The organism is Carboxydocella sp. JDF658 (assembly GCF_002049395.1).
In the GTDB taxonomy this organism is placed as follows: Bacteria; Bacillota.
This window is the reverse complement of sequence record NZ_BDLR01000032.1, coordinates 106,239-121,528: the sequence shown is the minus strand read 5'-3', so window position 1 is coordinate 121,528 and position 15,290 is coordinate 106,239. Positions and strand designations below refer to the sequence as shown.

At 42.7% G+C, this 15,290-nt stretch carries 16 protein-coding genes; all 16 read right to left on the bottom strand.

Annotated features, from left to right (window positions below; translation table 11 throughout):
- Window positions 1-19 precede the first annotated feature (19 nt).
- The 16 genes from JDF658_RS06665 to JDF658_RS06590 all read right to left on the bottom strand — a co-directional run bounded on the left by JDF658_RS06665 (window position 20) and on the right by JDF658_RS06590 (window position 15,276).
- The gene (locus tag JDF658_RS06665) at window positions 20-1,159 is read right to left on the bottom strand and encodes an acyl-CoA dehydrogenase (protein ID WP_079906897.1); all 1,140 of its coding nucleotides are present in this window, start codon (window positions 1,157-1,159) and stop codon (window positions 20-22) included.
- 206 nt (window positions 1,160-1,365) lie between these two features.
- Complete coding sequence (locus tag JDF658_RS06660; protein ID WP_078664465.1) at window positions 1,366-2,382, bottom strand: sigma-54-dependent Fis family transcriptional regulator; 1,017 nt, start codon at window positions 2,380-2,382, stop codon at window positions 1,366-1,368.
- Between the two features lie 117 nt (window positions 2,383-2,499).
- Window positions 2,500-3,060 (bottom strand): DUF1405 domain-containing protein, encoded by a 561-nt coding sequence (locus tag JDF658_RS06655; protein ID WP_078664464.1) that lies wholly within the window; start codon window positions 3,058-3,060, stop codon window positions 2,500-2,502.
- 17 nt (window positions 3,061-3,077) lie between these two features.
- On the bottom strand, window positions 3,078-4,226 hold the full coding sequence (locus JDF658_RS06650) for a Xaa-Pro peptidase family protein (RefSeq protein ID WP_200805650.1): 1,149 nt from the start codon (window positions 4,224-4,226) through the stop codon (window positions 3,078-3,080).
- A complete protein-coding gene (locus tag JDF658_RS06645; RefSeq protein ID WP_078664462.1) occupies window positions 4,216-4,755 on the bottom strand; it encodes a nitroreductase family protein in 540 nt (179 codons plus the stop codon). Before JDF658_RS06645 ends, JDF658_RS06650 begins: the two co-directional genes overlap by 11 nt.
- A gap of 32 nt (window positions 4,756-4,787) precedes the next feature.
- Window positions 4,788-6,080, bottom strand: coding sequence for an acetyl-CoA hydrolase/transferase family protein (locus tag JDF658_RS06640; protein ID WP_078664461.1), 1,293 nt, complete (start codon window positions 6,078-6,080; stop codon window positions 4,788-4,790).
- Between the two features lie 39 nt (window positions 6,081-6,119).
- Window positions 6,120-6,524 carry a cobalamin B12-binding domain-containing protein gene (locus JDF658_RS06635; RefSeq protein ID WP_078664460.1) on the bottom strand — a complete coding sequence of 135 codons (405 nt, stop codon included), beginning with the start codon at window positions 6,522-6,524 and terminating at the stop codon, window positions 6,120-6,122.
- A 19-nt stretch (window positions 6,525-6,543) separates the two neighbouring features.
- On the bottom strand, window positions 6,544-8,187 hold the full coding sequence (locus JDF658_RS06630) for a methylmalonyl-CoA mutase (protein WP_078664459.1): 1,644 nt from the start codon (window positions 8,185-8,187) through the stop codon (window positions 6,544-6,546).
- A gap of 24 nt (window positions 8,188-8,211) precedes the next feature.
- Window positions 8,212-9,159, bottom strand: a complete 948-nt coding sequence (meaB, locus tag JDF658_RS06625) for a methylmalonyl Co-A mutase-associated GTPase MeaB (protein ID WP_078664458.1) — start codon at window positions 9,157-9,159, stop codon at window positions 8,212-8,214.
- A 20-nt stretch (window positions 9,160-9,179) separates the two neighbouring features.
- Window positions 9,180-9,710 (bottom strand): cob(I)yrinic acid a,c-diamide adenosyltransferase, encoded by a 531-nt coding sequence (locus JDF658_RS06620; protein WP_159446582.1) that lies wholly within the window; start codon window positions 9,708-9,710, stop codon window positions 9,180-9,182.
- A gap of 53 nt (window positions 9,711-9,763) precedes the next feature.
- Window positions 9,764-10,912, bottom strand: a complete 1,149-nt coding sequence (locus JDF658_RS06615) for an acyl-CoA dehydrogenase (RefSeq protein WP_078664456.1) — start codon at window positions 10,910-10,912, stop codon at window positions 9,764-9,766.
- 17 nt (window positions 10,913-10,929) lie between these two features.
- Window positions 10,930-12,069, bottom strand: a complete 1,140-nt coding sequence (locus tag JDF658_RS06610) for an acyl-CoA dehydrogenase (RefSeq protein ID WP_079906892.1) — start codon at window positions 12,067-12,069, stop codon at window positions 10,930-10,932.
- Between the two features lie 25 nt (window positions 12,070-12,094).
- Window positions 12,095-12,877: a short-chain-enoyl-CoA hydratase gene (locus JDF658_RS06605; protein ID WP_079906891.1), complete on the bottom strand. Its 783-nt coding sequence runs from the start codon at window positions 12,875-12,877 to the stop codon at window positions 12,095-12,097.
- Window positions 12,878-12,897: 20 nt separating this feature from the next.
- A complete protein-coding gene (locus JDF658_RS06600) occupies window positions 12,898-13,752 on the bottom strand; it encodes a 3-hydroxybutyryl-CoA dehydrogenase (RefSeq protein WP_078664453.1) in 855 nt (284 codons plus the stop codon).
- 24 nt (window positions 13,753-13,776) lie between these two features.
- On the bottom strand, window positions 13,777-14,958 hold the full coding sequence (locus JDF658_RS06595; protein WP_079906889.1) for an acetyl-CoA C-acetyltransferase: 1,182 nt from the start codon (window positions 14,956-14,958) through the stop codon (window positions 13,777-13,779).
- Between the two features lie 12 nt (window positions 14,959-14,970).
- Window positions 14,971-15,276 (bottom strand): DUF742 domain-containing protein, encoded by a 306-nt coding sequence (locus JDF658_RS06590; protein ID WP_078664451.1) that lies wholly within the window; start codon window positions 15,274-15,276, stop codon window positions 14,971-14,973.
- Window positions 15,277-15,290 lie beyond the last annotated feature (14 nt).

The following is a 15,290-nucleotide window of genomic DNA, read 5'->3' as shown; positions in this document are numbered from 1 at the left end:
AATAAAACCCCCCTTGTTTTTAACAGCCCAGATGACGGGCTATTACTAACCTCTGGATTTCTGAAGTTCCCTCCCCGATTTCCAAAAGTTTTACATCTCGATAATATCTCTCAACCGGGTATTCTTTCATATAGCCATAACCACCATGAATCTGGATGGCTTGAGAGGCTGCCTGTGTAGCCATTTCAGAAGCAAAAAGTTTGGCGATAGCGGCTTCATAGGAAAAAGGTTTACCCTGGTCCTTAAGCCAGGCAGCTCGATAAACCATGGTACGTGCCAGTTCGATCTGGGCCGCCATATCAGCAAGCTTAAACTGAATTGCCTGGAATTTACTTATGGTTTGCCCGAATTGTTTTCGAGTTTTAGCATATTCCAGAGAGGCATCGAGACAGGCCTGGGCGATTCCAACAGCCATAGCAGCAATGCTGATCCGTCCCCCATCTAGTACTTGCAGAAACTGTTTAAAACCTTCGCCTTCTTTACCTAGCAGATAGTCTTCCGGAACCTCTACATTATCGAAATAAAGAGGGACAGTGTTGGACCCCCGTAACCCGAGTTTGTCAAATTCCTTCCCAATGGAAAAACCTTTTGTTCCTCTGGGGATGATAAAGGAAGAAATGCCTTTTTTACCTTTACTGCGATCGGTAACTGCAGTAATAACAACAGTCCCGGCATAACCAGCATTAGTGATAAAAATTTTACTGCCATTAATAACCCAGCGTCCATCTTTTTTCAAGGCATTGGTTTCTGTACCGCCAGCATCGGAACCAGCATTGGGCTCAGTTAATCCAAACGCTCCCAGATAGTGGCCCTGGGCCAGAGGAGTTAAAAACTTTACTTTTTGCTCTTCTGTACCAAAAAGATAAAAAGGGGCTGAACCCAGGGAAATATGAGCAGCATAAGTTATTCCAGTGCTGGCACAAGCGCGAGAGATCTCCTCGACTGCAATAGCATACATAATATAGTCTCCGCCAGCACCACCATATTTTTCAGGAAATGGCAAGCCCATTAGTTCCAGCTCAGCCAGTTGTTTTAAAATGGCTTCAGGAACTTTTCCATTTTCATCAATGTTCTTAGCTTGGGGTTTAATAACTTCCTGGGCAAATTCGCGGACAGTTTTTTGTAACAAGGCCTGTTCAGAAGACAAATCAAAATTCATCCCAATCCCTCCCGGCAGTTGTTCATTGTATATTCTGATGCAAATAACATACCGGAAACAGGGATTTGTAGCTAAAGGTTAGGTAAAGGTGGTTAATGGCATGATTTTCTCCTCGAATGGTAATCAGGCTTTGGACTTAATCTTCTCTACTGTTACTTTTCTTTACATCTGCTATTTAAAGAAATAACCCACTGCGTAAAAGCGGGTTACTTTTCCAAACCGTATTTAATCAGTTTTTTATAGAGACAGGGTCGGGAAATACCCAGTAGTTCCGCAGTTTTTACTTTATTTCCCTGACAAATCTGTAAAGCGTACACTATATAGTTTTTTTCAATATTATCCAGGATATCATTGAGTGATGCGGTACCGAACAGAGTACGAAGGCTGCCAGGATTTTGAGAGGAAGGCCACTGGAGGGACTGAGGTAGGTCATTTACAGTAATTAGCTCTCCATCGGCAAAATTAAAGGCTGTTTCAATTACGTTGGCTAGCTCTCTAATATTACCTGGCCAGGTATAATGCATAAAAATATCTAAGACTTCTTTGGTAATACCCTTTATTTGCATGCCATATTCTCGGTTAAATTTTTTAATAAAATAATTTATTAAGAGAGGTAAATCCTCTTTACGTTCTCGTAAAGCAGGAAGATGAATAGCAACAACATTTAAACGGTAATATAGATCAGCACGAAATTTGCCATATTTGACCAGATCGGAAAGGTTAGCATTAGTAGCAGCAATAATTCGGGTATCTATGGAGATTGATTTAGTACTTCCTAAAGGTTCAATGGTTTTTTCCTGCAATACTCGTAGTAATTTGGCCTGCAAGGGCAAAGGCAGCTCACCGATTTCGTCTAAAAAAAATGTTCCCTGATGGGATAATAGGAACTTGCCTGGATAGCCATTCTTTTTAGCACCAGTAAAGGCTCCTTCTTCATAGCCAAAAAGTTCTGCCTCAAAGAGGCTTTCTGGAATGGCAGCACAGTTTACTTTAATTAATGGCCCAAATCGCCGATTGCTTAGATAATGAATAGCCTGGGCTACCAGCTCTTTTCCTGTGCCGGATTCTCCAAGGATTAATACATTAGCTTTCCGTGGGGCAATTTTGATAATAGTTTCTTTTATATCGACCATTTGAGGACTGATGCCTACCAGGTCGGATAAAGAAAAATGCCCCAGGTTCTGGCTATGATTTTCCCGGGAGGGATCTAAAAAACAATACATTAACAGATCCCTGCCTTTCTGCCTACTATCCTAATATATATTGTAAACTTTTATCTTGCTAATAATCTATTTTTTTCAGCCAAGTAACAAAAAAAGCCGTCTTAGCGGCTAATAAAGCTACTGAACGGCTATCAAGCGTTTGGCGGCATATATTATCACTATACCTGTTAGTAAACTTGCGGTTGTCTGGGCAATTGTGATTTGCTCAGCATAAAACAAATAAGGATGGGTTTGCCAGAAATAATCGATAAAGTCGTTGAGAATTAGCCACCCGGACGCTATGAAGTAATCGCTGAATGCAAATCGAATTTTTCTTAGAAAAAGTATACCCTGAAGGGCCATGACAGCATGGGAAAGGGTTAAATGCAGATTTTCCCAGGCAAAGGAATGTCCGCTCCAGTAGACATCTAAATTAATTATCACAGCCCAGAGCCCATATTTTATCATCATTAAATTAGCTAGCAAAAATAACCAGGGCAGATTAATTTTCCAGATTAGAAAAATAAGAAATAAGGTAAACAAACTGGCTGACAAAGGGCTATCAGGTATAACTGGCCATAAGTACCAGGGAGAAACTGCCAGTTGATGATGATACCAGTAGTAACCATAAATTGACCCCAGGCCATTGGCAAGCGCCAGTATAAGTAGTACTTCCTTGCGCCATAAGAAACTGATCATTATTTTTGAGCCTCCGACTAGAGATAAAATATTACATCATCCAGTGCTGTCAGTTTTTCGCCACCCTGTTCTGTTACGAGATAAGTATTTTCAATACCTACTACTCCCAGTTCCGGGAAAATAAATTTGGGCTCTAAGGCGATGGTTTGATTTGCCAGCAAAGCGTTTTTGACTCCCAGGGCGATTACCGGCAGTTCATCTAATTCTAATCCTACCCCATGACCGACAAAACGGGCCTGTTCTTCTTTATAGCCCATGAAATTATCCTGCAGTCCGTATTTTTCAGCAATAGAGCAGGCCTGATCAAACAATTGACCGCTTACTGCCCCTGGTTTTAAATTTTGGACCAGAGTATTCTGGATTTCCAAAGCTGCATTGAAAGCTTGTTTTAACTTGTTATCAAGATCACCTAGACAAAAAATCCTGGTCATGTCTACCATATATCCTTCATAAACACAGACGAAATCAAAAACAATCGGCACATTTAGTTGAACGACATCACGGGAAGGGCCCTGGGGGTAGGGAGCGGAAAGGCCTTTTCCGCCTACTGGTCCATCAAAAAACGATGGGAAGGCTGCATTCTTCCCGGCAAGTACATGTCCGGAATGCAATTCCTGGTTAAATGCTCTTAGACGGATTAAACCCTCGTGTCCAGCTTTGCGGGCACGATATTCAAACTCTGCGGCGAGATCAATTTCCCTGACTCCCGGTCGCAGGAAATCAGGCACTTCTTTAAAAACCTGACAAAGAATGCTGGCGCTTTTTCGCATTATTTCCAATTCAGCGGATGACTTTATTGAACGCTGTTCCCGAACCAGGGTGGAGATATCTTGAAAAATACACTCAGGCAGAAGTTTTTGATAATAGAAGTAGGTTTGGGCTGGTAATACGTCCAGGGTTAAACCGATTTTTTTAGCCTGACCTATATACTTTTGTAGCTCTTTCAGAGATTTTAGAGGTTCGACATTAGCTAAAAAGGACTCTTGAAAAGCACGACTAAAGCTTTTTTTAACCAAAAGATAAGGATCCCCGCTGGCAGGTACCCAGAGTAAAGCATTCTGACGGGTACCACTGTAATAATATACATCGATAGCAGAGACTATGAGGGCACCATCAATTTCATTAGACTGTAAATTTTGTTGTAGTATTTGGATTCTATCCATCATATCCAGAACCCCATTCATTATAATATGCGATTTCCTGCAGAGATTTGCGGGGACGGGGGTTAGGAGCTTGGGCGGGATAACCTAAAGGAGTAACCCCGACAATTTTATATTCATCTGGAATATTTAAAGATTGCTTTAAAGTTTTTTCATCAAACCAGCCCATCCAGCAAGTTCCCAGCCCCAGAGCTGTAGCGCTGAGGCAGATATGCTCAAAAGCAATGGCTGCATCGGCCAGGTAGTATTCCTTTCCCTCTTCAATACCAGATTCCCTGGGATTGGCACAGACAACAATCACTACAGGAGCTTGAGCTAAAGCCTTCTTACCTGGATTGTCATCAGGAAAAGCGGATAACATCAGTTGCTTATTTTCAGCTTTATCAATCACCAGGAAGCGCCAGCATTGCATATTTTTCCAGGAAGGTGCAAGGCGAGCCATCTCCAAAATCAGATCTATTTTTTCTTTTTCAACCGGACGTTCTTCATATTTTCTGATACTTCTCCTTTCTCTAATTGCCTGAAACAGATCCATTTTAATCCCTCCCATAACCTTGTCAATACTTTTTAAATCAGGTTATATTTCCGGGCAGCTTCTCTCAATTCAGCCCGAAAATCAGGATGAGCTATATTAATCAGCTCTAATGCTCTTTCCCGAGCTGTTTTGCCTCTTAATTTGGCAACGCCGTATTCGGTTACAACGTAATCCACATCATTTTTACTGGTGGTTACAACAGCTCCGGGTTTAAGCTCGGGGACGATTCGACTTACTGTACCATTTTTGGCAGTAGAAGCTAGAGTAACGAACCCCTTGCCACCAGGGGAAATGTTGGCACCTCTGAAGAAATCCGCCTGACCGCCTGTAGCACTCCATTGATAATGGCCCATGGATTCAGAGCAACATTGTCCCAAAAGGTCAACTTCAATCGAGGCATTGATTGCTACCAGTTGATTGTTTCGACCGATGATATATGGGTCATTGGTATAGTCCACTGGATGCATTTCGACCATCGGGTTATTATCCAGGAAGTCATAAAGCCGCTGAGTACCTATAGCAAAAGTGCCGATGACTTTGCCAGGATGTAATGTTTTACGGCTATTATCTACCACACCCCACTCAACAAGGTTGACCATACCATCGGTAATCATTTCAGTATGAATGCCTAAATTCTTTTTATTTTTTAAGGCGGCAGTAACTGCATTGGGGATACCACCAAAACCTATTTGTAGAGTGGAGCCATCTTCGATTAAATCTGCAATGTATTCTCCAATTTTCTGTTCAACCTCTGTTATTGGCGGGATATTCAGGATAGGTACTGGAGCATTGCTCTCAACAATATAGTCCACCTGAGATATGTGAACAAAACAATTACCAAGGGTACGAGGATAATTGGGGTTAACTTCCAGGATAATCATTTTGGCTTTTTTAATTGCTTCAAACGTGTAATCTACACTTAAGCTTAAACTGAAGTATCCATGTTTATCCATGGGAGATACGCTTGCCATCACTATATCTACTGGCCAGTAAAGGCGTAGTAGTTTAGGAACCTCGTGGAAATTGTTGGCGGTGAAATCGGCCCAGCCTTCATTGACGGCTGTACGATTAATGTCACTGGTAAACCATGAGTTATAGCGAATGTGAGGTGCCATTTCTTTTTTGGCAAAAAAGGGTTTTAAGGGCAGAATTTGATTGACTGTTACATTGAAAAGGGATTTATAATTACTGGCAATTGTTGCAAAAATAGTCTGGGGTTCGCCCGCGCCCACAGGGGCCCAGATTTGGTCGCCGTTTTTTACCAGAGAAACTACTTCCTCTGCGCTAATTAACTTTCTTCGATACTGTTCCTGATGCTGCGACATCTCTTACTCCCCCTACTGCCAAATATAAGGTTTGTAGTTTTAATTCCCGATACGATTGTTAATCCATGCAACTATGTCCTCAAGCGGGGTGCCGGGTGTAAAGATCTCTTCAGCTGCATTCATTTCTTTTAATTGTTGAACATCATCTTCAGGGATAGTTCCTCCACCTATTAAGACTATATCATCTGCTCCTTGTTCTTTCAACAATTCTTTGACCCGCGGGAAAAGGGTCATATGGGCACCGGATAGTATACTCAAGCCAATTACATCAACATCTTCCTGGATGGCCGCATGTACGATCTGTTCCGGAGTCTGATGTAGGCCAGTATAGATGACTTCCATACCGGCATCACGCAAGGCCCGGGCAATCACTTTTGCTCCCCGATCATGTCCATCCAGGCCAGGTTTGGCTACTAAAACTCTAATTTTTTTCTTCTGTTCCATGACTATCCTCCCCCAGTGATTAAAATAAAGGTTGTTCTTTGTATTCGCCAAATTCGTCGCGCATTACCTGGATAATTTCCCCTAAAGTACTATAGCATCTGACACAGTTGAGAATATATGGGATGAGGTTATCGGAAGTATTGGCCGCCTTTCTCAGCTCAGCCAAACACTCTTGAACCCGCAGATTATCCCGCTCTTCTCTTAGTTTTTGCAGGCGAGCAACTTGTTCCTGTTCGATTCGGGGGTCAATCTTGAGGATTTCAATATCCAGTTTTTCATTTTCATCGACATACTGATTGACTCCAACCACAATTCGCCGTTTGCTATCAATAGCTTTTTGATATTCATAAGCAGCATCAGCAATTTCCTTCTGGAAGAAACCTTTTTCAATGGCCTTTAACACCCCACCCAGTTCCTCAATCTTGGCAAAATATTTTTCAGCCTCTTCTTCCATTTTATTGGTTAAGGCTTCAACAAAGTATGAACCTGCCAGCGGGTCAATGGTGTTAGTTACCCCAATTTCATGGGCGATTATTTGCTGAGTGCGTAAGGCTATGGTTACAGCTTTTTCCGTAGGCAATGCCAGAACTTCATCCATAGAGTTAGTATGCAGGGATTGCGTTCCCCCCAGAACGGCGGCTAGTGCTTCATAAGCGGTACGAATAATGTTGTTCTCCGGTTGTTGGGCTGTCAGTGAGCAGCCTGCAGTTTGGGTATGGAAGCGAAGTAACCAGGAACGGGGATCTTTGGCTTTATATTTTTCTTTCATTCTCCGGGCCCAGATTCTACGGGCAGCACGATACTTGGCAATTTCTTCGAAAAAGTCGAGATGGGCATTGAAGAAGAAACTGAGACGAGGAGCAAAGTCATCAACATCTAAGCCAGCTGCGATGCCAGCTTCTACATAGGCAAAACCGTCAGCCAGGGTGAATGCTAATTCTTGAACGGCAGTAGAACCAGCTTCACGAATGTGGTAACCACTAATACTAATAGTATTCCATTTTGGCACATGATCTTTAGCAAACTTAAAGATATCGGTAATCAGGCGCATAGAAGGTTCCGGGGGGAAGATCCAGGATTTCTGAGCTATATATTCTTTTAAGATATCATTTTGGATGGTACCGGTTAGTTTATGGGATGGTACTCCCTGTTTCTCGGCAGTTGCTATATACATTGACCAGATTACAGAAGCTGGAGCATTAATAGTCATTGAAGTGCTTACTTTATCTAAAGGAATTCCATCAAATAAGATCTCCATATCCTGGAGAGAATCAATGGCTACCCCAACCCGGCCAACTTCTCCATAGGCTCTGGGATGGTCGGAATCATATCCCATTATGGTGGGCATGTCAAATGCCACACTTAAGCCAGTTTGGCCTTGAGAAAGAAGAAATTTATAGCGCTGATTGGATTCTTTTGCTGTCGCAAAACCGGCAAACTGGCGCATAGTCCATAATCTACCCAAATACATGGTGGTTTGTACACCACGAGTATAAGGAAATTCACCAGGGTAACCCAAATCTTTTTCATAATCAAAATTAGCTACATCGGCTGGGGTATAAAGAGGATTGATAGGCAGACCTGATACAGTAGTAAAAGAAGAATCTCGTTTTGCAGCGTTAGTAAATTTTTCTTGCCACTTATTAAAATTTTCTTTATTCATGCAACGCCAACTCCCTTCTAACCTTTATATTTTCAAATTTAACCCTTGACGAATAATACTGATCGCTGCATTGTAAGGAGCAAGTTTTCTTTCAAGTACTTGTTGTAAAATTTCATGCATTAATGGGGTATCTACCACTTTTTTGTGAATTGTTTTCCGCAGTTCCAGTTCCACAATCTCTAATACCTCTTGTTCAAACCTTTTTTTTCTGTTTTCTTCCCATAACCCATTAGCTATTAAGAATTGTTTATGTTTATTGATAGCTTCCCAAAGTTCGTTTATTCCTTGCTGTTTTAAGTTTGAAGTTTTGATGACTGGAGGGCGCCAGCTAGTATGACAGCCTAAATCCAGCATTGCTTCTACTTCAGTCACGACTTTATCTGCTCCGGGTAAGTCTCCCTTGTTAACGGCGAAAACATCGGCAATTTCCATGATTCCGGCTTTTATTGTCTGGATGTGATCCCCTGCTCCAGGGGTGAGGACTACGACGGTGGTGTCAGCCACGTTCATAATATCCAGTTCTGATTGGCCTACTCCCACAGTTTCTATTAAGATAACATCGATCCCCATAGCATCCAAAACTCGCAGAGCATCTCTGGTAGTATGGGCTAAACCTCCTAAACTGCCGCGGGTGCCCATGCTGCGGATAAAAACTCCTGGATCTAAAGCGTGCTCTTGCATGCGTATGCGGTCTCCTAACAGAGCTCCACCTGTAAAGGGACTGGATGGGTCCACAGCGATAATACCTACGGTTTTATTTTCGGAGCGGATAGTTCGAATCAAGGAGTCTACCAGAGAGCTTTTGCCTGCTCCAGGTGAGCCAGTAATGCCAATAATAAAAGCATTACCGGTATGAGGAAAGATTTGGGCTAACATTTCTTCTTTTTGCGGCTCTTGGTTTTCAATGATAGTGATCAATTTTGCCGCACTGCGTTTATTACCCTGCAACAACCCTTCAACTAACGAGTGCATTTTTTCACCGCCTAACTGGGCTAGAATTCAATTCCCGCCTGGGCCATAAGCCCCTGTTCATAGTGGTGTTTTCCATTGGTTATAATACTCACTGTATCACTAATTGCCAGAATTTCCTGGGGTGCATTTCTACCCGTAAGAATAATGCTAACGGTGGCAGGTCTAGTAGTTAAGGTTTTTATAACGTCTTCTATCGCTAAAAGACCATAATCAAGGGCGACATTAATCTCATCGAGAATGACCAGATTATAGGATGTTTCAATCAGAGACCGGGCCAGGAACCAACCCCGGAGTACCAAATCTTGATCGATCTGGTCAGCAATGTTTTTGCGCACAAAGGTCGGCAAACCAACCTGTTTTATCAGTAGCTGCTTATTTGCTAATTGCTGAAGAAACCTGTATTCACCATAGATATTACTACCCTTAAGAAATTGAATAATTGCAACCGCTTGGTTATGCCCTAGTGCTCTGAGAGCCTGACCTAAAGCAGCTGTAGTTTTGCCTTTGCCGTCTCCGGTAATGGTCCAGATTATTCCGCGCTGATTGCACACAAGGGTACAATCTCCTTTCAATGGGAAAAGGGGTTGAAGGCAAACCTCCAACCCTATTCCTTTAAAATATTAGCACTAATAACTACCCGTTGAATTTCATTTGTACCTTCATAGATCTGGGTTATTTTAGCATCCCGCATCATGCGTTCTACCGGGAATTCACGGGTATAGCCATAACCGCCAAAGATTTGTACAGCATTGGTTGTTACTTTCATTGCTACATCTGAGGCATACATTTTGGCCATGGCAGCCTCTTTGCTGATTCTTACCCCCTGACTGGCCAGATATGCAGCACGGTAAACTAATAATCTGGCAGCCTCAATTTCAGTAGCCATATCTGCTAACATAAATTGAATTGCCTGGAAATTGGCAATAGGCTGACCGAATTGTTTTCTTTCTTTAGCATAATTTAAGGCTGCTTCATATGCACCCTGGGCAATGCCTAAAGCCTGAGCAGCAATACCAATTCTTCCATAATCCAGGGTTACCATGGCTATTTTAAACCCTTCACCCAGTTGTCCCAGAAGATTTTCTTTTGGGATACGACAGTTGTCAAAAACCAGCTCCATGGTCGGTGATGAACGAATACCCAGTTTGTGTTCTTTTTTACCGAAAGTGAAACCAGGTGTGCCTTTTTCCACGATAAAAGCACTTATGCCTTTGTGTTTGGGTTTAGCTTCTTTATCGGTCATGGCAAAGACAACATATATTTCAGCTTCTCCGCCATTGGTAATAAAGATTTTCGTACCATTCAGAACCCATTCATCACCATCAAGTACGGCGGTAGTTCTGGTACCTCCAGCATCAGAACCAGCGAAGGGTTCAGTTAAACCAAAAGCGCCCATTTTCTTGCCCTCGGCTAAGGGTACCAGGTATTTTTGTTTCTGTTCTTCAGTCCCAAATTTGTAAATGGGGTTGGAGCCTAAGGAAGTATGGGCGGACAGAGTGACACCAACTGAAGCGTCTACCCGGGAAAGTTCCTCGACGGCGATAGCATAACTTATATAATCAGCACCAGCACCACCATATTCTTCGGGGAACACAATCCCGGTAAGTCCCAGTTCGGCCATTTTATCAAAAATAGACCGATCAAAAGTTTCTTTTTCATCCCTTTCGGCTGCAGTAGGTCCACATTCCTTTTCTGCAAAATCCCGGACCATATTGCGTAACATTTCCTGTTCTTCTGTGAGCTTGAAAATCAAAATCCTCTACCCCCTTGTTACTTTAATATATTTTTCGCAATTACCAGACGCTGGATCTGGTTTGTACCCTCATAGATTTGCGTAATTTTGGCATCACGGAAATACCGCTCTACCGGGTATTCCCTGATATACCCGTAGCCACCAAGAATTTGTACTGCTTCTGTTGCTACCCACATTGCAGTATCGGTTCCATACATTTTGGCCATACTGGCCTGTTTGCTATGAGGCAGTTTTTGATCCCGCAAATAGGCAGCCTGATAAACTAGAAGTCGGGCAGCATCAATTCTGGTTGCCATATCAGCCAGCTTAAATTGAATAGCTTGAAAATTACTGATGGGTTGGCCAAATTGTTTGCGTTCTTTTGTGTAAGCTAAAGCATAATCATATGCTCCCTGGGCAATCCCTATTCCCTGGGCTCCGATCCCAATTCTGCCACCATCTAAAAGAGACATGGCGATCTTGAACCCTTCACCTTCTTGGCCCAGTAAATTTTCTTTTGGAACTATAGCATTTTCAAATATCAACTCACCGGTTTTGGAACCATTAAGACCCATTTTCTTTTCGATCTTTCCTACTTTAAAACCAGGAGTATTTTTTTCTATAAGTAAACAACTAATACCATGATGGCCCTTGGTTTTGTCTGTAACAACAAAAGTGCAGTAAACATCGGCTTCACCGGCATTAGTAATGAAAATCTTGGTACCATTTACAATGTAGTGATCCCCTTTGTCTTCAGCAGAACATTTGATTTTGGTGGCATCAGAGCCGGCAGTTGGTTCGGTGAGGGCAAAAGCTCCCAGGTATTCGCCACGGCAAAGTTTTGTTAAATATTTTTCCTTCTGCTGTTGATTACCGAAAAGGTAAATCGGCATAGTCCCTACTGAAGTGTGAACGGCTAGTATTACTGCTGTTGTTGGGCAAACTCTAGCGATTTCTTCTAATACTAGGACATAATCCAGTACGGACATTCCCGCTCCGCCTACCGTTTCGGGAAAAGGCATGCCCATTAAATCAAGTTCAGCCATTTTTTTGAGATTTTCCCGGGGGAAGGTTCCGGTTTCATCCCAGTATGCGGCTTTGGGTGCGAGTTCGTTTTCAGCGAATTCTCTGACCATTCTTTTTAGCAATAGTTGTTCTTCCGTGAGATCAAAATTCATATGAATCCCCTACTCCCCACGTGATTTATTTGCCTTGAAACTGTGGTGGTCTTTTTGCCAAAAAGGCGGCCATCCCTTCTTTTTGATCATTTGTTGCAAAGCACAAGCCAAAGTAATTAGCTTCATGATAGTTTGCCTGTTCTAAAGGCATTTCCAAACCTTCATTGATAGCCCTTTTTGCCAGTTGAACCGCTACTAGAGCTTTGTTAGCAATTTTTAGTCCCATTTTTTTTGTTTGGTCCATTAGCTGATCATGAGGGACGATTTGATTAATTAAGCCAATCTGATAAGCCTCCTGGGCATCGATCATATCCCCTGTAAAGATCAGTTCTTTAGCTTTACCTTTACCAACCAACCGAGCCAAACGCTGGGTGCCAGCAAAACCAGGAATGACTCCCAGATTGACTTCCGGTTGGCCAAATTTGGCTTTTTCACTGGCTATTCTGATATCACAGGCCATTGCCAGCTCACAGCCGCCTCCTAAGGCGTAACCATTAATAGCAGCAATCACAGGTTTAGGACAGGATTCAATCTGATTAAATACCATTTGGCCGGTTAAGGCAAACTGCCTTGCCGCAATGGGGTCCAGTTGCTGCATAAAAGCAATATCAGCGCCTGCTACAAAAGCCTTTTCTCCTGCCCCGGTCAAGATAATGACTTTAACTTCCTGGTCTTCAGTTAACATTTGAATTGCTTGCCCCAGCTCATGGAGGGTGTCCGCATTAAGGGCATTTAAAGCAGCAGGGCGATTAATGGTTAGAATAGCCAGATTATTTTCTTTTTGAACCAGTAAATTATTGAATTGCATCTTTTACCACCCCTACTACATTAGTTGGAATAATCATAGAAACCTTTGCCTGTTTTACGGCCCAGCCAACCGGCTTTAACCATTTTCCGCAGCAAGGGACAGGGGCGATATTTGGAATCTTTAAAGCCTTCATAAAGAACTTCCATAATGGATAAGCAGGTATCTAAACCGATTAAATCTGCCAGAGCCAGGGGTCCCATGGGATGATTCATACCAAGTTTCATCACCTGGTCGACAGCTTCCGGAGTAGCTACTCCTTCGTACACACAGTAAATTGCTTCATTGATCATTGGCAACAAGACCCGGTTAGAAACAAAACCCGGTGAATCATTAACTTCCACAGGAACTTTTCCCATTTTAATACTCATGTTTTCCACAATTTTATAGACTTCCTGGTCGGTCGCCAAACCTTTAATGATTTCCACCAGCTTCATTACAGGAACCGGATTCATAAAGTGCATGCCTATAACCTTCTCCGGTCGTCTTGTGCAGGCAGCGATTTCAGTAATTGGTAATGAAGAGGTGTTGGTTGCCAAAATAGCATGGGCTGGTGTAATTTCGTCCAGTTTACGGAAAATATCAGCTTTAATTTCCATTTTTTCTACTGCAGCTTCAATCACAATATCTACGTCATGAGCGTCTTCTAAGGAAATGGATCTGGTTAGTCTACCAAGGATTTCATTTTTCTCATCTTCAGTAATTTTACCTTTTTCCACATTTCTGGCTAAGTTTTTTGTAATTACAGAAAGGCCTCTTTCAACAAATTCCGGTTTAATATCATTCAAAATTACCTGGTAGCCTGCCTGAGCAGCTACCTGAGCTATTCCGCTGCCCATCTGTCCGGCTCCAACAACCATTACCTTTTTAATCTCCATGTCCCTCTACCCCCAATCAATTAATTAATCTACTTTTATTAAAACAGCATCACCTTGAGCAGCACCGGAACAGATAGCGGCAATACCGTAGCCGCCACCACGCCGTCTCAGTTCATAAATTAGAGTCATAATTATCCTTGCTCCGGAGGCGCCTATGGGATGACCTAAGGCTACTGCTCCTCCGTTTACATTAACTAATTCAGGATTCCAGTTTGCAATTTTCTGGCTAACCAAGGGAACTGCCGCAAATGCTTCATTGATTTCCAATAGGTTTATATCAGATATTTTAAGATTATTTTTTTGCAGTAATTTATTAACAGCGTGTCCCGGGGCAGTGGCAATGTACTGGGCTTCTAGAGCAACAAAAGCGTGCCCGATTATTTTAGCCAGAGGTTGAACACCCAGTTCTTTGGCTTTGTCGGAACTCATCAACACCATAGCTCCAGCACCATCATTAACACCTGGAGCATTGCCGGCTGTAACAGTACCGTTTTTGTCAAAAACGGGCGGTAATTTTGCCAGTTGTTCAAGAGAGGTATCTCGCCTTGGCCCTTCATCTGTAATTATTACTTTGGGATCACCTTTTTTTTGCGGAATAGTAACGGGAATAATCTCTTGTGCCATTATCCCGGAATCAATAGCTTTAATTGCCAGATTATGACTTCGAAGCGCCCATTCATCCTGTTCAGCCCGGCTGATACCATATTCTGCAGCTACAACACTTCCGTGTACTGCCATATGCCGGTTATGGAAAGCACACCATAAACCATCATGTACCATTAGATCTATTAATTCATCATGACCCATGCGATAACCCCAGCGGGCTTTTTTAAGGAAATAGGGGGCATTGGACATACTTTCCATGCCACCAGCAACGATAATGCTGGCGTCACCGCTGCGAATTTGTTGATCTGCCATAGTAACAGCCCTTAAACCACTGGCACAGACTTTATTGATAGTTTCTGATGGGGTTTCCCAGGGTAATCCAGCTTTGTTCGTTGCCTGTCTACTGGGGATTTGACCAGCTCCCCCCTGTAAAACCATGCCCATGATTACATTATCAATATGATCGGCTGGGATACCAGCCCGTTTTATTGCCTCAGCAATGGCAATTCCACCCAAGTCTGTAGCAGACAGGGGGGCAAGCCCGCCACCAAGCTTACCAAAAGGGGTTCGGGCTGCACTAACTATTACTGTTTCTGCCAATTCACTCACCTCCTAGTTGTTTTCATTAAGCTCCAACAATTCAGGATTAGCTGCTTGCACCCGGATTCTTCCAGCTTTTATCAGCTCACTAACAAGGACAGCAACTAAAACAGTCGACATTTCAAAATGTTCAGCTATTTCTGTAACTGTATGGGGGGCTTTCGAAATTAGCCACTCTATTGCTTTTTTGGCCGATTCTCTCTGACCGTCGGTTAGTTCCTCGATGTTTGTACTGGATGGTGGTATATAATTGGATTTGGTTTTGCGGGATGACAGAATGCTCCAGGTAAGCTGGGATAAGCTTTTATATGCTGCCATCTTACCGCCTCCTT